This is a genomic window from Streptomyces sp. NBC_00210 (assembly GCF_045160975.1).
In the GTDB taxonomy this organism is placed as follows: Bacteria; Actinomycetota; Actinomycetes; order Streptomycetales; family Streptomycetaceae; genus Streptomyces.
The window spans coordinates 892,838-916,688 of record NZ_CP108120.1 but is presented as its reverse complement, the minus strand read 5'-3'; the positions used below and the strand labels follow the sequence as shown (position 1 = coordinate 916,688).

Sequence of the window (23,851 nt, the reverse complement as noted above, 5' to 3'; positions counted from 1 at the left end):
CTTCCGCGGGTGTGTCGATTGGGCGCGATCCCGTTCGACATACCTGTGAAGGCGCCCGCGGGGGCGCACCGCGCACCAGGAGGAACGGCCATGCGAAAGCTCATTCACTGGGTTCACACCTCGCTCGACGGACACATCGACGGTCCCGGCGGAGCCTTTGACTGGCCGGTACTGGGACCCGAGCTCGCTGCGTACGGCGACGCGCTCCACGAACGCGTCGACACCTTCCTCTACGGGCGTGTGGTCTGGGAAATGATGTCCGGCTTCTGGCCCAACGCCGAAGCGATCTCGGACGATCCGCACGACCTCGCCTTCGCACCCGTCTGGCGGCGCACACCGAAGATCGTCTTCTCCAGGTCGCTGCCGCAGCCCGAGGGGGAAGTCCGGGTGATCCGCGGCAACCTCGCCGAAGAGGTCGCGGCCCTCAAGCAGAGCCCGGGCAAAGATCTGCTGCTCAGCGGCGGCTCGATCCTGCCGGCCGCCCTCACGGAGCTCGGCCTTGTCGACGAGTACCACATCGTCGTGCACCCGGTGGTCCTCGGCGGCGGCAGGCGGCTGTTTCTGGAGTCCATGGACCGACTGACCTTCGAGCTAGTGGAGTCCCGGACCTTCGACTCGCGGACGGTGCTGCTCCGCTATCAGCGCCCGGCGGGATGATTCCCTGGCCCCGGCACGTTGAGGGGGCAAGCGTCTTCGACGACGAGTCATCGACGATGGGACGGAAGAAAACCATGCCTCTTGAGGGTGAGTACGAGCCGAGCACGCAGAAGTGGGTACGTGACCAGGTCGAGCTGTACGAAAGCTCCGGCGGCGCCAAGGGGACGACGCTGCGGGGTATGCCCGTCATCGTCCTCACCACCAAGGGCGCAAAGAGCGGCAAGATCCGCAAGTCGCCGCTGATGCGCGTGGAGCACGACGGCGCCTATGCGGTGGTCGCGTCGCTCGGCGGCGCGCCCAAGAATCCCGTCTGGTACTACAACGTGGTCGCCGACCCGCAGGTCGAACTGCAGGACGGCCCGGTGCGCCAGGACATGACGGCCCGTGAGGTGACCGGGGACGAGAAGGCCGTGTGGTGGAAGCGCGCGGTCGAGGCGTATCCCGACTACGCCGCGTACCAGAAGAAGACGGAGCGCGAGATCCCCGTGTTCGTCCTGGAGCCGGCGGCACAGTAGCCCGGAGCGCGGAGGGGCCTTGGACCGGCACGCCGGTCCAAGGCCCTTGGCACGCCCGCCGCGCGGGTCAGTGGCTGGCCGAGATCGCCGCCACTATGGCGTTGGTGAGCCGGCTGACGTACGCGTCGTCGGTCGGCCCGCCGACGGCCAGCATGCGGAAGTACAAAGGAGCGCCGAACAGGTCGATGGCGAGGCCCTCGTCGATGTCGGGCGGCAGTTCGCCACGGTCCGCCGCCCGGTGCAGGAGCATCGAGACCGCGGCGCGGCGGGGTGCGAGAACCGCCAGATGGAGCGCCTCGTGCAGGGTGCTGTTGCGCGCCGATTCGGCCAGCAGATCAGGGATGATCCTGCCCACAAGAGGATGCCGCAGAGAGTCCATGGTCTCTTTGACGAACCTCTCGACATCGCCGCGGAGTGACCCCGTGTCCGTGGTCGTGGGGATGTGTTCGGCAGCCGCCTCGGACACCAGGCCCACCACCATCGCTTCCTTGGAGGGCCAGCGGCGGTAGAGCGCGGCCTTGCCGACGCCCGCGCGGCGGGTCACGGCCTCCATGGACATACGGGCGTACCCGGCCTCCGCCAGCTCGTCGAACATCGCCTGACGGATGGTCATGGTGACGGACTCCCGCAGGAGGGCGGCGCCGGTGCGGGGGCGACCGAGATCGCTGTCGCTGCTCGTGTCCATGATCGAAGATTAACACGGAACGGAACGGTTGCGTTCCGTCATGGCCAGGTGTACGTTCCGGCCAACGAGACGGAACGGCTCCGTTCCGTTCTAGGGAGAGGGGGGTCCGTGGTGAAGTTCCTTTTCGACGACAAGGCGTTCTCCTTCCAGGCCCTGCGGACGGCGGGTCATGCCGCATACGGGGGCGCCGATCTCGGCGAGGTGCTGGTCACATGCCAGAACATCGCGGAGGGGGACGAGGCGGCCTGGTGCCGTGAGTGGGCGGCCACCGCGGAACGGCTGCACCGGATCGGCGTCGAAGCCCTCAATGCCGGCCACCGGGTGAGTGCGCGGGAAGCCCTGCTGCGTGCCTCGAACTACTACCGGACCGCCGACTTCTTCCGCGTGGCGGACCGGGACAACGATCCCGAGTCGGCTCGCCTCGCCCGTCAGTCACGCACGACCTTCGCCCGGGCCGCCGAGCTGCTCGACATCCCGGCGCAGCGCCAGGAGATCCCGTACGAGGGCACCACCCTGCCGGGGTATCTGTTCCTCTCCGGGCCTTCGGGCGAGCCCCGTCCGACCCTGATCCACCACGGCGGGTACGACTCCACGCTGGAGGAGCTCTACTTCATGGTCGGCGCGGGCGCACTGCGCCGGGGGTACAACGTGCTCGCCTTCGAAGGGCCCGGCCAGCAGTCGGTACGGCGCGAACAGGGACTGATCTTCCGGCCCGACTGGGAGAAGGTGGTCACGCCGGTGGTGGACCACGCGCTGACCCTGCCCGAGGTGGATCCCGCGCAGCTGGTGCTCTTCGGCACGAGCCTGGGCGGACTTCTCGCCGCCCGGGCCGCCGCCTTCGAACAGCGCTTCACCGCCTGCGTTCTGCACAACGGGATCTACGACTTCTACGAACTCCTCGTGAAGGCCTTGCCACCGTTCCTCGGCGAATGGATCGCGGACGGCCGCGACGACGTGGCCGGGCCCCCTCTCCAGCTCACCATGGCCCAGAACACCCAGACCCGGTGGTTCCTGCAGCACGGCATGTGGGTCTTCGGCGCCAAGTCGCCGGCCGAAGCCCTGCGCGCCTGCGCCCCGTACCAACTCGACGGTGTCGCCGAGCGCATCGCCTGCCCGACGCTCGTGCTCGACGCCGAGAACGACCTCGTCTTCCAGGGCGAAGCCGAACGAGTCCACGGCGCACTGCGCTCGCAGAAGGAGCTCATACGCTTCTCCGCGGCCGAGGGCGCCGGGGAGCACTGCCAGGAAGGCGCGGCCCTGCGCTTCCATCAACAGGTCTTCGACTGGCTGGACGAGCGGCTGGGCGCCGGATGACACTCGACGCCGATGCCCGCCCCGACGCCGCGGCCGTCGCCACCCGTCGGCGCGCCCGTACCGTCCTGGTCGTCCTGGCGCTCTTCATCGTGATCAACGCGGCGGACAAGGCAGTCCTCGGCCTCACCGCGGATCCGGTCAGGGACGATCTCGGCCTCACCGCCACCGAGTTCGGGGCCGTCGCCAGTAGCTTCTACCTGCTGTTCAGCCTCTCGGCCGTCGCGGTCGGCTTCCTCGGCGACCGGATCCGCACCCGGCCGCTGCTTGCCGCGCTCGCGCTGGTCTGGGCCGCGGCGCAGCTGCCGATTCTGCTACCCGCGGCGGGCTTCGGAGCGCTCATCGCCACCCGAGTGGTGCTCGGCGCGGGCGAGGGGCCGGGATATCCGCTGGCCAACTACACGGCGTTCACCTGGTTTCCGGAGAAAGAGCGATCGCTGCCCTCCGCCGTGGTCGTCGCCGGGGGCGCGGGCGGCACCGTGGTGGCAGCCCCGCTCGTCATCCTGGTCAGCAACACCCTGGGGTGGCGCGCCGCGTTCGGTCTGCTCGGCGGGATCGGGATCGTGTGGGTGATCGTCTGGCTGCGGCTCGGCGGAAGCGGGCCCTACGCCGCTCGCCTCGACGGCCCCGCCCCGGTCGAGGATGCCCCTGCCGACCATGCCCCGTTCGGGGCCGCGCCGCGCGCGCCCGCCGGTGAGACGCCGTTCCGGCGCATCGTCACCAGCGGGACCTGGCTCGGGGCCACGTTCTCCGCCTTCACCGTGATGTGGACCCTGGCCCTCGGCTTCGCCTGGCTGCCGCTGTTCCTGGAGGAACAGGCGGGGTTCAGCGATGCGGAGATCAGCGGGATCGTCGGGTTGCCCGCCCTGTCGATGGCTGTGCTCGTCCTCGCGGCCGGGGCCTTCGCCCAGCGGCTGCTGCGCCGAGGCAGCACCGCCCGCGTCGCCCAGGGCCTGGTGGGCGCGGTGCTGCCGCTGCTCGCCGGGGCCTGTCTGCTGCTGACCACCCGGGTGGGGCCTGCCGTGCTCCTGCTGCCGCTGCTGGTAGTGGCGTTCTCCGCCGGCAACGGGCAGACGCCGCTGACCAACTCGGCCATCGCGGACATCTGTCCGCCCGGACGACGCAGCGCCGCCCTGGGCCTGTCCTACGCACTGGCCGCCCTTTCGAGTCTGCTCGCGCCGTACGTCACCGGCCGGATCATCGATGCGGCGCCGACCGAGGCGCTCGGCTACGGGCGGGCATTCGACGTCGCGGCCCTGCTGCTGATCGCCGGCGGTGTGGTGTCGATGCTGCTCATCCGGCCCGACCGGGACGCCCTCTTGATACGTGCAACAGCGAAGGAGTGAGATCTGATGCTGCCCGACATCGCCGTCGTCCAGGGAGCTCGTACGCCCGTGGGGCGGTACAAGGGCGCGCTGCGTTCCGTCCCCGCCCACCAGCTCGGCGCCCTGGTGATCCAGGAAGCGCTCCTTCGCGCGCGCGTCGAGCTGCACGCCGTTGACGAAGTGGTCATGGGCTGTGTGGGACAGGTGGGGCCGGACGCGTTCAACGCCCGGCGTGCCGCGCTCGCGGCCGGGCTGCCGGTCCAGGTCCGTGCCTACAACGTCAACCGGCTGTGCGGATCCGGCCTTCAGGCCGTCTGGTCGGCCGCGCAGACGCTCGCCCTCGGTGAGGCCGAGACCATGGTGGCCGGCGGCAACGAGTCGATGACCCGCCAGCCGCTGCTCGACTACAGCGAGCGGGCGGCCGACGAACTCCTCGGGCAGCCCCGGATCGATGGCACTATCTCGCTCGTCACCGACCCGTTCGGGCACGGACCGATGGGCCTGACCGGGGAATGCGTGGCCGGGCGGTTCGCCATCTCCCGGCACCGCCAGGACCGATGGGCCGCCGAAAGTCAGCGCCGGGCCGCCGTGGCTCTCGCGGAGGGGCGGTTCGCCGGCCAGATCGTGCCCATCATCACTCCGGACGGCGCGGTCGAGCAGGACGAACACCCGCGCCCCGGCACGACGGCAGTGACCCTCGCGGCGCTCGCTCCCGCGTTCGTCGAGGACGGCACGGTCACCGCGGGGAACTCGGCCGGGCTCAACGACGGTGCCGCCGCCGTGGTCCTGATGCGCGGTGCCGATCTCGCCCCCGGCGCAGTCCCCTTGTGCTGGCTGCGCGACACGGTCGTCACGGCCCTGGAACCGGAGATCATGGGATTCGCGCCTGCCGGAGCCATCGGAAAGCTGCTGCAGCGCGCCGGTCTCACCCTCGACGACATCTCGGTGATCGAGCTCAACGAGGCTTTCGCCGCCCAGGTCCTCGCCGTGATGGACGACCTCAAACTCGACCCCGACCGGGTGAACCCGAACGGCGGGGCGATCGCGCTCGGTCATCCGATCGGCGCCACGGGCACCATCCTGCTGCTCAAGGCAGCGCATGAACTGCGCCGAAACGGCGGGCAGTTCGGGGTGATCGCCCTGTGCATAGGCGGCGGTCAGGGCATCGCCGCACTGATCGAGAACCCGGCAGGTGCCTGATGGGCGAGTATGTCTGGTCCCCGAGCCGTGAGTTGACCGAACACAGCAACGTCGCCACGTTCTGCCGCGCCCACGGCATCGACGGCTATCGCGAACTGCACGCCCGTTCTGTCGCCGATCCGGAGTGGTACTGGTCGCGGGCCGCCCGTGACATCGGCATCGTCTGGCACACCCGCCCCCAGCGCACCTGCGACGACCGCGGCGGCATCGCCACCACGCGCTGGTTCCCGGGCGGGCGCACCAACCTCGTCGACTCCTGCCTCGAACGCCATGTGCGGCAAGGGCGGGCCGACGCCGTCGCACTGCGCTGGGAGCGCGAGGACGGGACCGGGGGCCGGCTCGGCTACGGCGAGGTGGCGCAGCTCAGCGCCCGGATCGCCGCCGGACTGCGCGGCCTCGGGGTGGGGGAAGGGGACCGGGTGGCAGGCTTTCTGCCACCCGGTCCCGAAGCCTTTGTGCTGCTCTTCGCCTGCGCCCGGATCGGAGCCGTACTGGTGCCGATGTTCTCCGGCTTCGGCTCCGAGGCGCTTGCCGTACGGCTCGCCGACGCAGAGGCGCGGGTGCTGGTCACGGCTGCCGCCACGACACGGCGCGGCACCCGGTACGACATGGCGGCCGTCGCCCGTACCGCGGCGGAGAAGGTACCGGCCGTACGCCATCTCGTCGTCACAGGAGAGTTGGCCGACGATTCGATCGAAGGGATGTCTTCGGCGCGTCCGGCGACCACGACCTGGAACCGGCTGGCCGCCTCGGAGCCCGCCGAGATGCTCTCGCTCCCCGGCAGCGCCCCCTTCCTCCTCATGCACACGTCCGGCACCACGGGACGGCCCAAGGGCGCGATCCACACCCACGGCGGCTTTCCGTTACAGGTGGGCTCGGAGGTCCGCTACAACCTCGACGTCCGGCCGGACGATGTGGCCTTCTGGGTCACCGACCCCGGCTGGATCATGTTTCCGCTCGTCGCCATCGGCTGCACCCTGGCGGGCGCATCCGTCCTGACGTACGAAGGCGCGATCGACCATCCCGACCCCGCCCGGCTGTGGCGGCTGCTCGACGACCAGCGGGTCACGGTCTTCGGCAGTTCGCCCAGTCTGTCGCGGACGATGATGGCGCGCGGCGTGGTCCCGGCAGCCACCTCCCGGCTGAGGATCCTGGGCTCCACGGGGGAGCCCTGGACCGAGGACGCGTGGCACTGGTACTTCGCCGAACTCGGCGGCAGGCGCTGCCCCGTGATCAACATCAGCGGAGGCACGGAGGTCGGCGGCTCACTGCTCGGCTCCTCGCCCACGGTGCCCCAGTCGCCCTGCAGCTTCGCCGGCCCCTGCCTGGGCATCGATGCCGCCGTCGTGGACGCGGACGGAGAGGAGGTCGCCGGGGGAGAGCTGGGGGAGCTCGTGGTCCGGCACTCCTGGCCGGGGATGACCCGCGGGTTGTGGCGGGCGCCGGAGCGTTTCGCCCGTACGTACTTCAGCCGCCGGCCGGGCCGGTGGTCCCACGGTGATCTCGCCTCCCGCGTCGGCGACGAGTGGTTCCTGCACGGCCGGTTGGACGACATCATCAAGGTGGCGGGCAAGCGGCTCGGGCCTGCCGAGGTCGAAGAGGCCGTCCTCGGGGACCCGGCAGTGGCCGAGGCCGCGGCCGTCGGGGTCCCGCACCACATCAAGGGGGAAGTCGTCTGGTGCTTCGTGGTGCCCGCGCACGGGGCGCTGGATGCGGCTGACGCCGAACGGATCCGCGAGCGCGTGGCCGACGCGCTCGGGCACGCCTTCCGGCCCGGCCGCGTGGTCGCGCTGCCCGAACTGCCCAGGACCCGCACCGGAAAGGTGATGCGGCGGCTGATCCGCGACTGCGTCACCGGCCTCCCGCCCGGAGATCTGTCCACTCTCGTGAACCCCGGGAGCCTCGAAGCACTCCGCGCTGCCGTCCCCGGCGTGGAAGACCACTGACCTCGCCACCGACACAGCGGGCGCACCCCCGACACCAGCCAGCGACAAGGGAGTTCCATGCCGACGATCGACATTCTCCTGCCCGGCTTCGCCATCGACACCGATCAGGGCTATCCCGCCTTCTGCGGAGTGTTCCTGGTCCGGGGAAGCGACGCCGCGGGACAGGTCCGCAACATCCTCGTCGACGCCGCGCACGTCGGGCGGCGTCCCCACCTCTGGGACGCGCTCGCCGCCCGGCAGCTCACGGCAGCGGACATCGACACCGTGGTGCTCACACACGCCCACTGGGACCACGTACAGAACATCGATCTGTTCCCGCACGCGACCCTGCTGATCCACGCCGACGAACGCCGGTACGCACACACGCCGCACACCAACGACTGGGCAACCCCCGCATGGACCGGACTGCTGCTCGAACAGCTCCCCGTCCGCGAGATCGCGGACGGGGAGGAGATCATCCCCGGCGTCACCGCCATCGGTCTGCCGGGGCATTCACCCGGGAGCATCGGGGTGCTCGTGGACACCGACGCAGGACGCAGTGCCATCACCGGCGACGCGCTGCACTTCGCCTATGTCGCCCAGACCCGCCACAACCCCCTGGTCTTCTGGGACGCCGAGCTGGCAACGCGCAGCATCGAACGGGTCGTCGATCTGGCCGATGTCATCTATCCCGGCCACGACCGCCCCTTCCGGCTCACCTCCGGTAATGAGATCGACTACCTCGAACCGTTCGCGCTGACCCTGACGGGGCTGCGGCCCGACACCGACGGCCTCGCCTTCGCCGACGGTTCGGCACGCCCGCTGTGGGTCATGCCCGGCATCCGGGACCAGCGCACGATGTACGAGAAGAACGCCGAGGAGATCACCCGCCGGATCACGCGGGTTCCGCGCGTTGTCGGCCCGGCTCGTTGATCAGTTCCGCCAGGGAGCGGTTGAGTACGTCGAAGAACGGCGCGGGCTGTTCGCGCGGGAAGAAATGGCCGCCCGGCACCGTGGACATCCGAAAGCGCCGGGCGTACCGCTCCCAGGACCGCACGGACCCCGGGTCAACCAGCGGATCGTCCTGACCCGCGAAGGCATGGATGTCGAGCGGCAGCCGCGCCCCCTCGTCGTCCGGATCCGGCAGCCCCGCCCGCCGGTGGCTGGCGCAGATGCGCAAGTCGTCCCGGATGATGGGCAGCAGGGCTCCCAGCCAGTCGTCCCGGCCGAGGAACAGCGGGTTCAGCCCTCCGACGTCCACCAGGAAACGGGCGAGGTCCGCGTCCGCGTACCGGTCGGCCGGCGGCAGCGGGGGAGTCAGATGCGGGGCGCCGTAGGCGCCGACGTACAGCGTCCGTGGTGCCCGGCCGCCGCCCCGCATCCGGGCCGCCACCACTGCGAAGGCCACCAGGGCGCCCATGCTGTGGCCGTAGACGGCGTACGGCTGGTCGAGCCACGGGGAGAGTTCGCGTTCAAGGGACTCGGCCAGCCGCCCGGCATCGCGGAAACGGCGTTCGCGGAAGCGGGACTCGCGACCGGGCAACTGCACTGGTACTACGTCCACTTCGGGTGGCACCCGGTCGCGCCACGAGGCGAAGAACGAGGCGCCCCCGCCCGCGTGGTGGAAGCAGAACAGCCGCAGCGGGACGCCCTCACGGGGTGCCCGGACGAGGCAGCTCGGCATCGCGGTGACCGTTGTCATGTGCGGGCCACCACGTCGTACATCTGCCGGAAGGTGGTGGACTCCAGCAGTTCTGCCACCGGGATGCGCCGGCCGGTGACGCTCTCCAGGACAGTGACCAGGCGCAGCAGATGCACCGAGTCCCACTCGAGTACATCGTCCAACGGAAGGTCGAGATCCTCGGGCGTGACGTGGAAGCCGAGTTCCTCCCCCAGGAGCGTGCAGAACTGAACGGGGTCGGCGATAGCGGTGGTCATGTGTGATCTCCTACGAGGGCGGTGTGCAGCCGCAGATGGGCGGGGGCGGGGGCGACGTCGCGCAGGTCGTGCCGGAAGAACGCGCCCTCGGGGTCCTGCGGGTCGGGACCGGCGGGGACGAAGCCGTGATCGGTGTAGAAGGAGGCGAAGGCGGCGTTCCTGGGCGTGGGCAGATAGCGGCCGGCCGCGCTGCGGGCGCCGGTGGAACGGGCGTGTGCGAGCACCGCGCTCAGGCACGCGCTCTCGATGCCCCGCGAGAAGACCCGACAGCTCAGCACGTAGTTGTCGATGCGCAGTTCCTCGCCCTCGCGGCGCAGAAACACCGCCCCGACCAGGCCGTGGTCGCCGAACCGGTCGCGGGCGGACACCACGAGCACGTCGGCGCCCGGCTGTTCGGCCAACGCGTGCACCTGCGGCACCTGCAGGCGCTCGGTGGCGAGGTGGAACTGATTGGTGCGCAGGGTGAGTTGGGAGACGCGCGGTATCTCCGCCGGGGAAACCGGCCGTACGGTGACCTCGATGCCGAGGCCGTCCAGATAGTCCTGGTAGGAGCCGACGTCCTCGCGGAACTCCTGCCGCCGGGTTTCCGTACGGTAGCGGCCCGCCCGCTCCCGGTCCTCCTCGGTGAGCCGGTGCAGATTGAACCAGCCGTCGGCGAGCAGCGCGGTCGGGTGCAGGGCGGGCTCCTCGTCGACGCGGATCACCGCGACCTCCGGCAGCTGCTCCCTGACCAGGCCGCATTCGAAGAGGCTGTCGTCGACGAAGACGAAACTGTCCAGGCCGAGGCCCAGCCGCTCGGCGATGTCGCGCAGATTGTCGTGCTTGGCCGACCAGTTGGCGTTCACGCAGACGAACTCGTCCTCGCGCAGCCGCATCGCGGGGTGGTCGCGCAGCGCCTCGCGCACCGCACCCGCGTCGTTCTTGCTGCTGACGGCGAGCAGCACGCCCTGCGAGCCGAGCTGGGCAAGCACTCGCTGGAACTCCAGGAACGCCTCCCCGCGGAACCCGCCGCCGAGCTCGATGCCGTCCGGGCCCTCCTCGCCGAGCACTCCGCCCCACAGCGTGCCGTCCAGATCCAGCACCAGGCACTTGCGGGTTCTGCCCAGGCGGCCCAGGACGAGATGGCCGACCTCGCGTGCGTAGTCGGCGAGCAGGCCCTCGGCCAGCCTGGCCTTGGCGTACAGGCCGGTGCGCGGCTCGTACGCAGGTGTGCCCAGGCTCACCAGGGGGTCGAGGTCGATGACGGCCAGCCCGGGATGCTCGTGGGCGAGGGCGAGCAACCCGCTGTTGAAATCGCGCCACACGGCGCCGAGCCGGGCCCGCGAGCGCAGGTCGACCAGCTGGTGCGCATGGCGGTGCAGCAACGGCACGGTGTTGAGTACCAAGGGCCCCCGGCCGCTGTCCTGGTGGGTGCGTACGGCCTCGGAAAGGAGCGCCAGTCTGCGTCGGGCCGCGGCCTCGACGTCATCGACCGTCCAGGGAACGGACACCTCCTCGAAGACCGTGTGCGGGTCGAGGATGCACAGCGTGAGCGCGGGCTGCCCGGCACTGTCGGCGGGTGCCGCGGGACTCAGCAGGTCGTGCAGATACGAGCCGTAGGGCGATACCACCGGGTCCAGCACCAGTCCGTGCCGGGCGAGTTCGGCGGTGAGCGGGGCGACGAGCGGGGAGACGGTGGACTGGCCGGTGACGGCGACGGTGACGACCGGCAGATCGGGGCCGTGCCGGCGGATCGCGTCGAGGTCGAGGCGGGCCAGCAGCTGGCCCGCCGCCGGCAGATCGCTCTGCGGCATACGGGCGAGCAGGGTGCGGACGGATCCGTACTCCGCCTCCAGCCTGCCCCTGGCGTACAGGCCGCGCAACGTGCGCAGCGCCGCGGGATCCTGCCAGGCACCGCTGCCGCCCGCGGTGGCGACAGCGGTGGTCGTGGCGGCATCGGTGTGTTGCGTCGTGGTCATGTGCGCTCCAAGGCGATGCCGGACTTGATCCACTTGCTCGATTCGACGGCGACCGTGACGGCGCGCCCTGGCCCCTGCCATTGCTCGGTGAGCTCGGCGAGCTGGAGGAACGGGAGGGCGTTGCCGTTGTTGCCGACGGTGCGCACGACGTTGATGCGCCGGGCGCCGGGGGCAGGCATCCCCTCGGAGATCCGGTCGCTCATCCGGCCGGACAGCTGGGGCGGCAGCAGATAGTCCACCTGGTCGGGCGTCCAGCCCAGGTCGGCGAGGAGCTCCCAGAACATCTGCGAGGCCAGGGCGGGCACCGCCGCTTCGATGGCCTTGTAGTCCTCGGAGACCACCGTCCGGTCCGTGTGCCGGTCGGCGAGGCCGAACCAGTCGATGACCTGTCCCGGCTTCTTGCCGAGTCCCACCAGCCGGTTGAGCACCTGGCGGATCTCGATGCGCTGGCCGAAGGACTCGGTACTGAGCACGGCGGCACCGGCGCCGTCGCCGAAGAGGACATAGTTGACGAGTTCGGCGGAGCTGCGGGAGCCGGGGTCGAAGTCGGTCTCCAGGTGTTTGGCACACACATCGCCGCCGATCACCAGCACCGTCGCACAGCGTCCGGCAAGCAGCAGAGTGCGGGCCACGTCGAGTGCCTGAATGGCCCCCGCGCAGCCGGACTGGAGCTGATAGGTGGGGACGTTGTCGATGCCGAGACGGTCCGCCACGAGGTTCACGGTGGCGGGCATCAGCTGGTCCGGGGTGGCGGTGCCCATGACGATGCAGTCGATGTCGCCGGGGTCCAGCCCGGCCTGCGCAAGGGCCCGGTCCGCGGCGGTCGTGGCGATGTCGGTGAGGCTGTGCCGCACGTGACCGGTCGCCAGATCGACGGCGAAGTACCTGCTGATGTTGCCGATGAGCATCTCGGCCCACTGCTCGTCGATGCCGACGAGCTTGGCCAGTGTCGCGTTGTCGACGGGTTCTCCCGGCAGACAGGTGCCGACCGAAGCGAGGTGCGCCGTGGGTACGGTCATGAGCGCGTTCCTTCCGGTACGGACGGTGTCAGGAGACGGTCGCGCAGATAGCCGGTGAGGTCGCCCACTGTCTCCAGGCTCGCGAGCAGCTCCTCGATCGGGAGAGTGCCGACCTGCGGGAGTTCGTTCTCGATGCGGGTCTTGAGCTCCATCACCTGGATCGAGTCGAAGCCGAGGTCCTCGTGCAGGCGGGAACGGCTGTGTACCTGGGACGGTTCGTGCCCGCCGACCCGGCAGACCAGACGGTGCGTCACCTCAGCCACGAGGTGCGGGGGGTCACCGGGGCGGGCCGGCGGGCACGATTCTCCGCGATCCGCCGTGGGCGGTACCGCGGCTGCCGCGTCCAATGAGAGGGGTGTGGACACGGGCAGTTCGGGGGCGTCGGCGGTGCGCCAGGCGCGGAAGGTGTTGTCGAAGACGTACGGCGGCAGTCGGCGCGGCACCCGGGCTGTCTCCTGGTAGAGCGCGTCCCAGTCGGGGGTGAGTCCGGCGCACCACAGCTCCCCGATGAGCTGGTGCATCGGGTGCTGCGGCGCGCGGTGTCCGCGGTGAGCGGCGTGGCAGCTCACCGGGTGACCGGTGGCCGGCTTCAGCCGGGCGAGCAGCGGGGTGAGGGCGGCGCGCGGACCGATTTCCACGATGTGGGTGGCTCCGGCGGTGAACAACCCGGCTGCCGCGTCGGCGAACCGTACCGGCGCGGTGATCTGCTGCGCCCAGTAGTCCGCGTCCATGACCTCGTCGTCGGCCAGCCGGCGCCCGTGCACGGTCGAGAAGAAGGGCACGGTGGGCCGGTGCACCGGCACATCGGCCTCGTGGCGGAAGTCCTCCACGACGGGCTGCATGAGCGGCGAGTGGAAGGCGTGCGAGACGGTCAGCGGACGCGAGGCGATGCTCCGCTCGGCCAATGTGGCCCGCAGCGCCTCCAGTTCGGTGAGATCGCCGGCGACGACCGTGCTGTCGAGCCCGTTGACCGCGGCAACGCACAGCTGTGCACGCTCAGCCAGCAGCGGCTGCACCTCGGCTGGGCCGAGAGATACGGCGAGCATGCCGCCGCCGTCGGGGAGCGCATCCATCAGGGCACCCCGGCGCGCGACCAGCCTGGCGGCGTCCGAGGCGTCGAGCGCACCGGCCGTGCATGCGGCCGCGAACTCGCCGATGCTGTGGCCGATGACGAACGAGGGTTTGATCCCGGCCTCGACGAGGGTGCCCGCCATCGCGTACTCCACGGCGAACAGAGCCGGCTGAGCCAGACCCGTACGGTCGATGCCCGGGTCGCCGTCCAGCACCGCGTCGCGCACCGAAAGACCGAGGTGGGCGGCGAGCATCTTGTCGATCTCGTCGAACAGCCGTGCGTAGACGGGGGAGGAGGCATACCAGGAAGCGGCCATACGGGGGTGCTGCGCGCCCTGGCCCGTGAAGGCGAACGCCACCGCGGGTGCCCCCCGCCGGGCGCTGCCGGCCGGCCCGCCGTCATCGGCGCGCTCCGCCGCCTCGCGCAGCCCGGCCACCAGCTCGGGCAGGCCCGCGGCGGCGACGGCCACGCGGTGCGGCAGCCGGGACTTGACCCGGTTGCTGGTCCAGCACAGTTGGGCCAGCCGGTCCTCGGGCACGCGCGCCAGGGCTTCGGCCTGGGCCAGCAGGTTGGGGCGCAGCTGTCGTGCGGAGCGGGCGGACACGGTGAACACCCCCGGTGCCCCGCCACCCGAGGGGTGTGCCGAACGAGGCGCGGAGGACAGGACCGCGTGCGCGTTGGTGCCGCCCATGCCGAAGCTGCTGACAGCGGCGTGCACAGTGCCCGACGGAAGCCGCAGCGGGGACTTGAGCAGCGACAGCCGTCGCTCGGCCAGTTGGAGCTTGGGGTTCTCGTTCTCGGCGAATCGGCTGGGCGGCACCGTCCGGTGCTGCAGGGCGAGCACCGACTTGACGACCCCGGCGATCCCGGCCGCTCCCTCCGCATGGCCGAAGTTGCTCTTGACCGAGCCCAGGGCGATGCTCCCGCCGCTGCGGCCGGTGGTCAGGTGACCGAGCGCCTGCGCCTCCATCATGTCGCCGAGGAGGGTGCCGGTGCCGTGCGCCTCGATGAAGTGGATGTCGTCCGCGGTGACCGCGGCCGACTGCCAGACCCTCTCGATGAGTTGCTGCTGGGCCCACCGGTTGGGGGCGGTGATCCCATTGCTGCGGCCGTCCTGGTTGACCCCGCTGCCGCGCAGCACGGCGTACACGGGTTGGCGGTCGGCCAGGGCGTCACTGAGGCGGCGCAGTACGAGGACCGCGACGCCCTCGGCCCGTCCGATGCCGTCGGCCGCGGCGCTGAAGGGTTTGCACCGTCCGTCGGGCGCCGAGAGGCCCGCCTGGGAGTAGAAGATGTTGATGACGGGCGTCATGATCAGGTTGGTGCCCGCCGCCAGCGCGTAGTCGCAGTCGCCCGCGCGCAGCGCGCCGGCCGCGAGATGGACGGCGACGAGTGAGGACGAGCAGGCCGTGTCCACCGCCAGGCTGGGGCCTTTGAGGTCGAGGTGGTACGAGACCCGGTTGGCGCCCATGAAGTAGCCGTTGCCGGAGCCGTAGCGGGCGGTGATCCTGTCGTAGTCCGACAGCTGCAGATACGCCCATTCATTGGCCATGACTCCGACGAACACTCCGGTGTTGGTGCCGGCCAGCTCCTCGGGCGGGACCGTCGCGTCCTCGATGGCGCGCCAGGAGCACTGCAGCAGCAGCCGCTGCTGCGGGTCCATGGCAGCCGCCTCCCGCGGGGCGATGCCGAAGAACTGGGGGTCGAAGGAGTCCGGATCGTCGAGGAAGCCGCCGCGCACGGTATTGCTGCGGCCGGGCGGCCGGGCCTCGGACGTACTGGTGGGAGCTGTCGGGGGCGCCGCGTAGTAACGGTCCGCGTCCCAGCGCTGTTCCGGGATGCGAAGGGTGCCGTCGCGGCCCTCCATGAGGAGTTCCCAGAACTCCTTGGCGTCGCGGGCCCCGGGGAAGCGGCAGTCGAGGCCGACGACCGCGACCGGTTCGCGCTCGGTCATGACGCCGCTCCGGCTTCGCCGTTGAGGCGTTCGGCGAGGTGCGTACTGATCGCCCGGACCGTGGGGAAGTCGTAGGCGATCGTCGCGGAGACCGACAGCTGATGGCGTGCCTCTATCTCACCGCAGATGCCGATGGCCGCGACCGAGTCGATGCCGTAGTCGGCGAGCGGCGTGTCCGGATCGATCTCTTCGGCGGGCCGGTGCAGATGGAAGGCCACGCGATCGGTGAGCCACTGCTCGAGCTCCGAAGCAGTCAGGTCCGGCAGTACGAGGTCCAGATTCTCGGCGCGGGTTTCGGGGGCGATGGGCATGGCGTACCTCTCCCTTGGGACGTTCGGATCTCAGCGGCCGGGGGCGGCAAGCGAGGCGGACTCCGGGCTGTCGTCGGCGCCGCCGTCGATCAGGGCCGCGACCGGTTGTTCCAGGCGTTGGTGCAGGGCGGGCAGAGCGCCGTCGAGGAAGAGCTGCCGCATCAGGGTGCGCTGTGTCTTGCCGCTGGTCGTCTTGCGGATCACACCGGGGCGCACCAGGACCACGTTCGCGGCGGGCAGCTGGAACTGGCGGCTCACCAACTCCCGTACCGACACGGCGAGTCCCGGCAGATCCGGCTCGTCGTAGGCGTGCGGGCGGATTTCCTGCACCACGACCACGTGGTCGCGTTCGGCCTCGCTGCCGGCGACGGTGAACACGGCGCCACCGCCCTTGCGGAAGGCGGGTCCCGAGTCCTGGACGGCATGCTCGATGTCCTGCGGGTAGAGGTTGCGGCCGTGGTGGATGAGCATCTCCTTGATCCGCCCGGTGACATACAACTCCCCGCCGAGCAGGGCGCCGAGGTCGCCGGTGCGGAAGTACCCGGTGCGCCCGTCCGCTGTTGACGCCTGGAAGGACTCGGCGGTCTCCTCGGGTCGGTTCCAGTAGCCGGCGGCCACCGACGTGCCGCGCAGCCATATCTCGCCGACCCGGGCTTCCGGCAGGACCTCCAGGGTCATCGGGTCCACGAGGAGTACTTCGGTGCCCACGGGGCGGCCGCAGCCGATGAGCGTCCTGGTCGCCCGACCGGCCCGTGCGGGCTGCAGCTCGTCCTGCTCCAGGCAGTGGGCGTCCACGGTCAGTTCGACATGCTGCCTGGCGGTGTCGCCTCCGGAGACCAGCAGTGTGTTCTCGGCCAGGCCGTAGCAGGGGAGCATGGCCTCGGGGCGCAGCCCGTTGGCCGCGAAGCGGGCGGTGAAGGCCCGGATCGTGTCGGCGCGAACCGGCTCCGCTCCGTTGAGGGCGACTCGCAGGCTGGACAGATCGAGCCCGGCGGACTGTTCCTCGGTCGTCCGGCGAGTGCACAGCTCGTAGCCGAAGTTGGGCGAAGCGGTGCCTTCGACCCGGTAGTCGTGAATCATGCGCAGCCAGCGGTGCGGCTGTTTGATGAAGGAGATGGGTGACATCTGGACGCTCGTGCCACCCATCCACAGGGGATGCAGGGTCATCCCGATCAGGCCCATGTCGTGGTAGAGCGGCAGCCAGCTGCCGGCGACGACGCCCTGCTGGGTGTCCATCGCCCGCCGGATGGCTTCCTGATTGGCAACCAGATTGGCGTGCGTGACCATGACTCCCTTGGGCGTGCTGGTGGAGCCCGAGCTGTACTGAAGGAAGGCCACCTCCTGGTCGCGGACCTGCGGCGGGAACCAGGCGTCGGGATCCCCGTCGAAGTCACCACCGGCCGCGAGACATGCCACCTCCTGTTCTCCGGCGCCGGCCAGCCATGCGGAGAGAGCCTCACGGTGCTCGGGAAGCGTCAGCACCGCACCCGCCGAGGCATCGCGCAGGATGCCGCTCACGCGCGCGAGCCGCTCGCCCGGCTCATCGGGCAGTGGCGCGGGGATCGCCGTGCGCCCTGCGTAGAAGCAGCCGAGGAACGCGGTGACGAAGTCCAGTGTGGGCGGGTAGAGCAGCAGTACCGGGCTTGTGTCGCCCTTCTTTGACGCCTCGCGCAGACGGGTGGCCACGAGGCGGGCGCGGCGGTCCAGTTCCGCATAGGTGAGCCGCTCGGGCCGCATGATCCGGTCGTCTTCGTGCAGGTACACGAACGCGAGGCGCTCGGGGTACTGCTCCACGCCGGCGCGTACGGCGTCCGTCAAGGTCCTGCGCATCTCATCCCCTGTCGATCGCTGTCGGTTGCTCCGCGGTACGGGATACGAGTCCGCACGGCACCAAGTGCCATCCGTTGCGCCCATCTTTGGAGAGCGGTGAAAAGGAGGCGTAAAGCCGTGCTTGATGCGCACGTCGCAGGTCCGGCGTTTCCCGTACGGCGTCGCTCAAAGGCGCTAGAACAGTGGGTGCGCACTTGAGTGCGCCACGTGTTGGCACGCGGTGCCGCTCTGGTGTGACGCGGTGTAGGCGCAACCCATGGAAGATGAGGGGAGGGTGGCGATGGTGGAACCAGGCGCGGTGTCCATCTCTGCCGGCCCACTCCTGCCCGATTCGGGGGACTGGCCTGCCGTCCGCGAGAGCGTGCGGCGCCATGGATACGTGGTGTGTCACGGCCGACTGGCCGACTGGGCGTCCGTCCCGTGCGCGCCCTCGCCCGAACTACTGGGCGCGGACTGGCCGAGGTATCGGGCGACGCGTGAACCCGTCTCGCGGGCGCGGCTGTTCGGCTCCCGGCTGCTGTTGCGCCACGCCGTCGCCGCCGCGGGTGGCACCGACCCGGCGAACGTGAGGCTGGAGCGTGGCGCACGCGGTCGCCCCGGCGTACGCGAGCCGGCCGGCTTCGACGGGGGCATCAGCCACACAGCCGGTCTGCTGCTGGTGGGAGTCGCCAGAGGGCGCCGGATCGGCGTGGATGTGGAGGAGCGCGACCGGTCGCTGCTCACTCCCGGACTTCCGGAGAAGGTCTGCCACCCGCAGGAGCTCGCCGCGCTGCGCTTGCTCCCGTACGCCGATCGCAATCGCATGCTCGTACGTCTGTGGACGCTCAAGGAGGCGTATGCGAAGGCTCTGGGCATCGGGCTGGGACTGGACTTCTCGGGTGTGTCCTTCCAGCCGCGGTCGGTGGGCCGGGGCACCACCCTCTGGCGCTGTCCGGCCGCACCGGGCTGGCACTTCCAAAGCGGCACCGTCGGGGGGCACTTCGTTGTCGCGTGCGCGGTGGGGCCGAAGTCCGGACCCTGATGGCGAGATACGAGCCAAGGTTGTTTCGATTCAAGGTTGTTTCGATACACCATTGACTCGGTTGTGAACCGGGCCTAGCGTCGAAGTGCACGGCATCAGACGGCAGTTCACGCAGCACCCTCTTCTTCCGAGGAGCGGAATCCGTGACGACGCAACCCCAACTCCGTACCGTCGAGCCGCCCATCGCCTTCGACACCCGCCGCTGGTGGGTACTGGGCGTGCTGCTCGTCAGCCTCCTGCTCGTGGTCCTCGACACCTCCATACTGAGCGTGGCGCTGAAGACGCTCGCTCAGTCCGAACCCGTCGGCCTGGGCGCCTCGCAGAGCGCGCTGCAGTGGTCGGTCGACTCCTACACGCTCGTCTTCGCCGCGCTGCTGTTCACCACCGGTGTGCTCGCCGACCGCTGGGGACGCAAGCGAACGCTGCTCGCCGGGCTCGTCGTCTTCGGTGGCTGCTCGCTGTGGTCCGCCTACGCGGGCAGTGCCGACGAGCTGATCGTCGCCCGCGCCGGTCTCGGGGTCGGCGGCGCGCTGGTGATGCCCGCGACTCTGGCGGTCATCATGGACGTCTTCCCGCCCGCCGAGCACGCCAAGGCCATTGGTATTTGGGCCGGTGCGGCCGGCCTCGCTGTCGCCGTCGGACCCATCGCCGGCGGTGCGCTGCTCGAACACTTCTGGTGGGGCTCCGTCTTCCTGATCAACATCCCGATCGTGGTGGTGGGAACCGTCGCCGCCGTCGCCGTCGTACCGGAGTCCAAAGACCCACGGCGCGGCGGCTTCGACCCGGTCGGCGTCGCCCTGTCCGTCGTCGGCCTGACCCTGCTGGTGTTCGGAGTCATCAAGGGCGGTGAATCGGACGACTGGACGGAAGCCCAGGTGTGGGGACCCTTGCTGGGCGGGCTCACTGTGCTCGCCGCCTTCGTCGCGTGGGAGCGGCGAAGCCGCCGTCCCGCCCTGGACATCGCCCTCTTCCGCATCCCCCGCTTCTCGGCGGCCGTGACCGTCATCGGCCTGGTGTTCTTCGCGCTGCTCGGTGGGACCTTCTTTCTCGTCTTCTATCTGCAGAGCGTGCGCGGATGGACACCGCTGGAGGCCGGATACTGCCTGCTTCCCCTGGCCGTGGCCCAGTTGGCCTTCTCCCCGCCGGCCACTCTCGCGGCCAAACGGATCGGGGTCCGCCCGGTGTGCGTGACCGGCACGCTGCTGACCACGCTCGCGTTTCTCGCCGTGGGCACCGTCGATGAGCACACCGAGGTATGGGTCCTCGAAGCCATCCTGTTCGTCCTGGGCGTCGGCATCGCATGTGTGATGCCACCGGCCACGACCGCCGTCATGTCCGCCCTGCCGCGGGAGAGGGCGGGCACCGGCTCCGCCGTCAACACCACGTTCCGCCAGGTCGGCGGCGCTCTCGGCGTCGCCGTACTGGGCTCGGTCCTGTCCACTGCCTATCGCTCCAACGTGACCGACCAGCTGGCGGCCCTGCCCCGCGGAGTCCGCGACAAGGCCGAGGACTCGGTCGAGAGCACGCTCGCCGTCGCTGCCTCGCTCGGCCCGCGCGGCTCCGGAATGGCTGCCGCGGCCGTCGACTCCTACGTGTCCGCCATGCATGTTGCCGCTCTTGTCGCTGCCGGGGTCACGTTTCTCGGCGCCCTCGTCAGCCTGCTGCTCCTGCCTGCCCGTACGAGCGAAGCCCGTCCGGGCAGGGAGGCAGTGGCAAGAACCAATCACACCACGGAGGTATGAATGCCACCACACGTTGAGCCGGAGGCCGAGGGCAGTTTGCCCGACGGCCTTCGGCCCATGTCCGTATCCGGGGCCGGGTCGTCGTCCCGCTCCGGGGGCCGGGCCGGGACGACGGCCGCTCGGGGGCGCACCGCCCGGGGCGGCCGCCAGCGCGATCCCGCTGCGGACCGGGCGATCCTGGAAAGCACCCTCGGCCTGCTCGGCGACGGGTGCAGCTTCAGCGCCCTGTCCATGGACCTGGTGGCGCAACGGGCCGGGGTCGCCCGCGCCACCATCTACCGCCGCTGGCGCAACAAGGAGGAACTGGTACTTGCTGCCCTGGGCAGTCTCGACCTTCCCGTTCCCCCGCTGGACGAACTCCCGCTGCGGGACAAGCTGGTGACCCTTGTCGACCAGATCCGGCACCGTGGTCAGGACACCAACCTGCACCGCCTGCTCGCCGGACTGCTCGGCGAGGCAGCGCGCCGCCCGCAACTGGTGGAACAGTTCGAGGACTCGGTGGTCGCCGCCCGGCGGGACGCGCTGCGCCAGGCGCTGCTCGCAGGTATCGCCGACGGAGAGCTGCGTCCCGGCCTGGATGTGGACGAGGCCATCGAGCTGCTCACCGGACCGATGCTCTCCCGGCTGATCCTGAGGCAGCGGCCACTGGAGTCGGCCGCGTTCGCCGAGTCGATCGTCGACACCTTCCTCAACGGCACGAGGACGCACCCCGAACCGCGGTAGGCGTCCCGTGCGGCACCGGCCACCGCATCCGCAGCCGCACCAGCCACCGCACCCGCACGTGCACCTGCACCCGCTCAACGTACCGCCCTGTACCACCCCCTCACTCTCAGGAGCCGCAGCCATGAAATTCCTCTTCGACGATCCAGCCTTCGACTACGAGGCGCTGCGCGCCGCCGGATACGCCGACTTCGGCGGCGCACAGCTCGGCGAGGTCATCGCCGTCGCCTCGCGCATCCCGAACGGCGACACCGATGCCTGGCGGCGCGAGTGGACCGCCCTGGCCGAGCGCGTACACCGGATGGGCACGGTGGCACTCGGCGAGAAGCGAACCGTCGACGCCCGTGCCGCGCTGCTGCGCGCGCACAACTACTACCGGACCGCCGAGTTCTTCCTGCGCGACGACCCGGCACACGACCCCGAGGCCGGCCGACTGATACGGCTCTCCCAGGACACCTTCGGGCAGGCCGCCGAACTGATGGAACGCCCGCCGCAGCCCGTCAGGATCCCGTACGAGAACGGCTCCCTTCCGGGCTACTTCTACCGCGCGGACGACTCCGCCGGGCCGCGACCCACCCTCATCCACCACGGCGGGATCGACTCCACACTCGAAGAGGGCTACTTCTTCGTCGCGGCCGCCGCTCTGGCACGGGGCTACAACTGCCTCTGTTTCGAGGGCCCCGGTCAGGGCTCGGTGCTGCGCGAGCAAGGCCTCACCTTCAGGCCCGACTGGGAGAACGTGGTCACGCCGGCGGTGGACTTCGCCCTGGCGCAGCCGGGGGTGGACCCTGAACGCCTCGTGCTGGTCGGTACCAGCCTCGGCGGTCTGCTGGCCGTGCGAGCCGCGGCATTCGAGCACCGGCTGGCCGGATGTGTGGCGCACGATGCCGTGTGGCAGCTCGGTGATGTGGTGGCACTGCCGCCGTTCGTGCTGGAGTGGGTCGAGCAGGGATGCGACGAGTTCGCCAATCCCGTCATGTACGGGATCGCCGTGCAGCAGACCTTCACTCGCTGGCTGTTGCGGCAGGCGCTGTGGACGTTCGGCGTACAAACCCCCGCCGAACTGCTGCGCCGCATGCCCGCTTTCAACCTCTCCGAGGTCGTGGGACATGTGCGCTGTCCCGTGCTCGTGCTCGACGCCGAGGAGGACATGTTCTTCGCCGGTCTTGAACACGCGAAGAAGGTGTACACGGGGCTGAACAGCGCCAAGTCGCTGCACGTCTTCACCGCCGACGAGGGCGGGGGCGCGCACTGCCACTCGGGCGCCATGACCCTGTACCACGAGCGGTTGTTCTCCTGGCTGGCCGAGACACTCGCCCCTGAGCGGGTGTCCGTCGTCTGATGTGACGCACAGGCCCGACGAGAGGCGGCCCGCGAGGGGGGATTCCCCGAGCCGGCCGCCTCTTACCGCTCTGCCGCCAACATTTCAACAATTCAATTCCGGCTGAGTCAATGGCTGGAATAAGACATTCGGACTCCGCTGCGGCTGTTATCTTCCATTTAATGACCACGTAACTACCGCAGGGCTATGGTGTTTATAGAAATAGCGTGCTCCGTCAGGCATCCGAGATTATACGGGGGATTTCGAACTAGTTGAATGCGTCGCGCGCATTCAGGGGGTTTCTGTGTCCCTGCACTTCGCACAATCCGGCCAACCGCTGCGCTATCAGGTGCTCGGCCGGCTGAGGGTGACCCGCGGCGATGTCGACCTGACGCCTGCGCCACCGAAGATCGCCAAACTGCTTGCACTGCTGACCGTTCGAGCGGGGGAGGCCGTACCGGGAGACAAACTGGTCGCCGAGTTGTGGGAGCAGCGCCCGCCGCGCTCCGCGACCGCGAGCCTGCGCGTATATGTTTCGCAATTGCGAAAACTCCTCGGTGAACCCGGAAGCGGGCCGCCGCCGATCATGACGGTATCGCCCGGCTACATTCTGGATGTGGGGAGGGCTCAGCTCGACGTACGGCTGTTCGACGAGCTCTACGAGAACGGCAGAGTCCGGTACTTCGCCGCCGACTACCTCGGCGCCTCGGAGCATCTTGGACAGGCCCTCGCTCTCTGGCGGGGGCCTGTTCTCGACGGCATTGCGGGTTCTCTGGAGATCAACTCGTTCGCGGCCGTCGAGGAGGAAAAACGGCTCAACTGCATCGAGCTGAATATCGAGTCGGCCCTGGCGCTCGGCCGCCACTACGCCGCGATCGAGGAACTCAAGGGCCTGGTGGTCCAGCATCCGCTGCGGGAGCCCTTCTACCGGCAGCTGATGGCCGCCCTGTACCGGGTGGGCCGCCAGGGCGACGCACTGGGCGTGTACCGCAGGGCGCGCAAGATCATCAGGGATGAGCTGGGGATCGAACCGGGCCCACCGCTGCGCCTCGCCCAGGAGGCCATCCTCCGCGCCGATCCGGCCGGGCTCGTGGCCGGAGGCATGACGCCTTCCCTCCGCTGAGGGCCGGGGCACGCTGATGTGTGCCTCGGCCCCTCCGCCTCCTTGCAGGCTGTCCTCGCGGCCCTCACCGGTGCCGCCGAAGACCTCCTCCAGTCCTTCGGCGTCGGGCTCCCTCGGCGGGGGGACCCCCATCCTCCGGCTTGCATCTGCACGCACCAGACCCTCCCCCTACGCCCTGGGGGCGTGGGGGGACCCCCACTCACTGATCCGGCCTGATCGACCGG

The 23,851-nt window shown here is 70.1% G+C and carries 20 protein-coding genes; 12 read left to right on the top strand and 8 right to left on the bottom strand.

The genetic code is table 11. The features are described 5' to 3' along the window. Positions 1-90 precede the first annotated feature (90 nt). Both OG729_RS04105 and OG729_RS04100 read left to right on the top strand, forming a co-directional pair. On the top strand, positions 91-657 hold the full coding sequence (locus tag OG729_RS04105; RefSeq protein ID WP_405804337.1) for a dihydrofolate reductase family protein: 567 nt from the start codon (positions 91-93) through the stop codon (positions 655-657). Positions 658-731: 74 nt separating this feature from the next. After that, on the top strand, positions 732-1,172 hold the full coding sequence (locus tag OG729_RS04100) for a nitroreductase family deazaflavin-dependent oxidoreductase (RefSeq protein ID WP_405804335.1): 441 nt from the start codon (positions 732-734) through the stop codon (positions 1,170-1,172). A gap of 67 nt (positions 1,173-1,239) precedes the next feature. Here the strand turns inward: OG729_RS04100 and OG729_RS04095 are convergent, their stop codons facing one another. Beyond that, on the bottom strand, positions 1,240-1,857 hold the full coding sequence (locus tag OG729_RS04095; RefSeq protein WP_360865396.1) for a TetR/AcrR family transcriptional regulator: 618 nt from the start codon (positions 1,855-1,857) through the stop codon (positions 1,240-1,242). A 108-nt stretch (positions 1,858-1,965) separates the two neighbouring features. Between OG729_RS04095 and OG729_RS04090 the strand changes: the two genes are divergently transcribed. The 5 genes from OG729_RS04090 to OG729_RS04070 are packed head-to-tail and all read left to right on the top strand — an operon-like array spanning position 1,966 to position 8,551. Next, a complete protein-coding gene (locus tag OG729_RS04090; RefSeq protein WP_405804334.1) occupies positions 1,966-3,171 on the top strand; it encodes an alpha/beta fold hydrolase in 1,206 nt (401 codons plus the stop codon). Next, entirely contained in the window at positions 3,168-4,514 is a 1,347-nt protein-coding gene (locus OG729_RS04085; RefSeq protein WP_405804333.1) for an MFS transporter, read from the top strand. The genes OG729_RS04090 and OG729_RS04085 overlap by 4 nt, the downstream gene beginning before the upstream one ends. 6 nt (positions 4,515-4,520) lie before the next feature. Next, entirely contained in the window at positions 4,521-5,693 is a 1,173-nt protein-coding gene (locus tag OG729_RS04080; RefSeq protein ID WP_405804332.1) for a thiolase family protein, read from the top strand. Beyond that, positions 5,693-7,639, top strand: a complete 1,947-nt coding sequence (locus OG729_RS04075; RefSeq protein WP_405804330.1) for an AMP-binding protein — start codon at positions 5,693-5,695, stop codon at positions 7,637-7,639. The genes OG729_RS04080 and OG729_RS04075 overlap by 1 nt, the downstream gene beginning before the upstream one ends. Before the next feature lie 57 nt (positions 7,640-7,696). After that, positions 7,697-8,551, top strand: coding sequence for an MBL fold metallo-hydrolase (locus tag OG729_RS04070; RefSeq protein ID WP_405804328.1), 855 nt, complete (start codon positions 7,697-7,699; stop codon positions 8,549-8,551). Here OG729_RS04070 and OG729_RS04065 read toward each other — a convergent pair. Genes OG729_RS04065 through OG729_RS04035 form a run of 7 tightly spaced genes read right to left on the bottom strand, consistent with a single transcriptional unit; the run spans position 8,514 to position 17,700 of the window. Then, the gene (locus tag OG729_RS04065; protein WP_405804327.1) at positions 8,514-9,320 is read right to left on the bottom strand and encodes a thioesterase II family protein; all 807 of its coding nucleotides are present in this window, start codon (positions 9,318-9,320) and stop codon (positions 8,514-8,516) included. The genes OG729_RS04070 and OG729_RS04065 overlap by 38 nt on opposite strands. Continuing rightward, a complete protein-coding gene (locus tag OG729_RS04060; protein WP_360865375.1) occupies positions 9,317-9,556 on the bottom strand; it encodes a phosphopantetheine-binding protein in 240 nt (79 codons plus the stop codon). The genes OG729_RS04065 and OG729_RS04060 overlap by 4 nt, the downstream gene beginning before the upstream one ends. Next, positions 9,553-11,514, bottom strand: coding sequence for an HAD-IIIC family phosphatase (locus tag OG729_RS04055; protein ID WP_405804326.1), 1,962 nt, complete (start codon positions 11,512-11,514; stop codon positions 9,553-9,555). The genes OG729_RS04060 and OG729_RS04055 overlap by 4 nt, the downstream gene beginning before the upstream one ends. Next, positions 11,511-12,533 carry a 3-oxoacyl-ACP synthase III family protein gene (locus OG729_RS04050; protein ID WP_405804324.1) on the bottom strand — a complete coding sequence of 341 codons (1,023 nt, stop codon included), beginning with the start codon at positions 12,531-12,533 and terminating at the stop codon, positions 11,511-11,513. Before OG729_RS04050 ends, OG729_RS04055 begins: the two co-directional genes overlap by 4 nt. Next, entirely contained in the window at positions 12,530-15,559 is a 3,030-nt protein-coding gene (locus tag OG729_RS04045; RefSeq protein WP_405804322.1) for a type I polyketide synthase, read from the bottom strand. Before OG729_RS04045 ends, OG729_RS04050 begins: the two co-directional genes overlap by 4 nt. Beyond that, positions 15,556-15,870, bottom strand: a complete 315-nt coding sequence (locus OG729_RS04040) for an acyl carrier protein (RefSeq protein WP_360865364.1) — start codon at positions 15,868-15,870, stop codon at positions 15,556-15,558. The genes OG729_RS04045 and OG729_RS04040 overlap by 4 nt, the downstream gene beginning before the upstream one ends. 30 nt (positions 15,871-15,900) lie before the next feature. Next, on the bottom strand, positions 15,901-17,700 hold the full coding sequence (locus OG729_RS04035; protein ID WP_405804320.1) for a fatty acyl-AMP ligase: 1,800 nt from the start codon (positions 17,698-17,700) through the stop codon (positions 15,901-15,903). Positions 17,701-17,998: 298 nt separating this feature from the next. On the opposite strand from OG729_RS04035, the gene OG729_RS04030 reads away from it, so the two are divergent. From OG729_RS04030 to OG729_RS04010, 5 genes are all read left to right on the top strand, one after another. Further along, a complete protein-coding gene (locus OG729_RS04030) occupies positions 17,999-18,721 on the top strand; it encodes a 4'-phosphopantetheinyl transferase superfamily protein (protein WP_360865359.1) in 723 nt (240 codons plus the stop codon). A gap of 143 nt (positions 18,722-18,864) precedes the next feature. Further along, positions 18,865-20,463, top strand: a complete 1,599-nt coding sequence (locus OG729_RS04025; protein ID WP_405804319.1) for an MFS transporter — start codon at positions 18,865-18,867, stop codon at positions 20,461-20,463. Between the two features lie 57 nt (positions 20,464-20,520). Further along, on the top strand, positions 20,521-21,186 hold the full coding sequence (locus OG729_RS04020) for a TetR/AcrR family transcriptional regulator (RefSeq protein WP_360865354.1): 666 nt from the start codon (positions 20,521-20,523) through the stop codon (positions 21,184-21,186). Positions 21,187-21,307: 121 nt separating this feature from the next. Further along, positions 21,308-22,525, top strand: a complete 1,218-nt coding sequence (locus OG729_RS04015; protein ID WP_405804317.1) for an alpha/beta hydrolase family protein — start codon at positions 21,308-21,310, stop codon at positions 22,523-22,525. A gap of 283 nt (positions 22,526-22,808) precedes the next feature. Beyond that, complete coding sequence (locus OG729_RS04010; protein ID WP_360865349.1) at positions 22,809-23,627, top strand: AfsR/SARP family transcriptional regulator; 819 nt, start codon at positions 22,809-22,811, stop codon at positions 23,625-23,627. Positions 23,628-23,851: the final 224 nt, after the last annotated feature.

Bases quoted from the DNA above. Each gene is read 5' to 3' on its own strand.
- OG729_RS04055 (WP_405804326.1), bottom strand. From the start codon at position 11,514: ATGACCACGACGCAACACACCGATGCCGCCACGACCACCGCTGTCGCC.
- OG729_RS04040 (WP_360865364.1), bottom strand. From the start codon at position 15,870: ATGCCCATCGCCCCCGAAACCCGCGCCGAGAATCTGGACCTCGTACTG.
- OG729_RS04065 (WP_405804327.1), bottom strand. From the start codon at position 9,320: ATGACAACGGTCACCGCGATGCCGAGCTGCCTCGTCCGGGCACCCCGT.
- OG729_RS04105 (WP_405804337.1), top strand. From the start codon at position 91: ATGCGAAAGCTCATTCACTGGGTTCACACCTCGCTCGACGGACACATC.
- OG729_RS04035 (WP_405804320.1), bottom strand. From the start codon at position 17,700: ATGCGCAGGACCTTGACGGACGCCGTACGCGCCGGCGTGGAGCAGTAC.
- OG729_RS04095 (WP_360865396.1), bottom strand. From the start codon at position 1,857: ATGGACACGAGCAGCGACAGCGATCTCGGTCGCCCCCGCACCGGCGCC.
- OG729_RS04015 (WP_405804317.1), top strand. From the start codon at position 21,308: ATGAAATTCCTCTTCGACGATCCAGCCTTCGACTACGAGGCGCTGCGC.
- OG729_RS04070 (WP_405804328.1), top strand. From the start codon at position 7,697: ATGCCGACGATCGACATTCTCCTGCCCGGCTTCGCCATCGACACCGAT.
- OG729_RS04045 (WP_405804322.1), bottom strand. From the start codon at position 15,559: ATGACCGAGCGCGAACCGGTCGCGGTCGTCGGCCTCGACTGCCGCTTC.
- OG729_RS04020 (WP_360865354.1), top strand. From the start codon at position 20,521: ATGTCCGTATCCGGGGCCGGGTCGTCGTCCCGCTCCGGGGGCCGGGCC.
- OG729_RS04075 (WP_405804330.1), top strand. From the start codon at position 5,693: ATGGGCGAGTATGTCTGGTCCCCGAGCCGTGAGTTGACCGAACACAGC.
- OG729_RS04050 (WP_405804324.1), bottom strand. From the start codon at position 12,533: ATGACCGTACCCACGGCGCACCTCGCTTCGGTCGGCACCTGTCTGCCG.
- OG729_RS04060 (WP_360865375.1), bottom strand. From the start codon at position 9,556: ATGACCACCGCTATCGCCGACCCCGTTCAGTTCTGCACGCTCCTGGGG.
- OG729_RS04100 (WP_405804335.1), top strand. From the start codon at position 732: ATGCCTCTTGAGGGTGAGTACGAGCCGAGCACGCAGAAGTGGGTACGT.
- OG729_RS04080 (WP_405804332.1), top strand. From the start codon at position 4,521: ATGCTGCCCGACATCGCCGTCGTCCAGGGAGCTCGTACGCCCGTGGGG.
- OG729_RS04085 (WP_405804333.1), top strand. From the start codon at position 3,168: ATGACACTCGACGCCGATGCCCGCCCCGACGCCGCGGCCGTCGCCACC.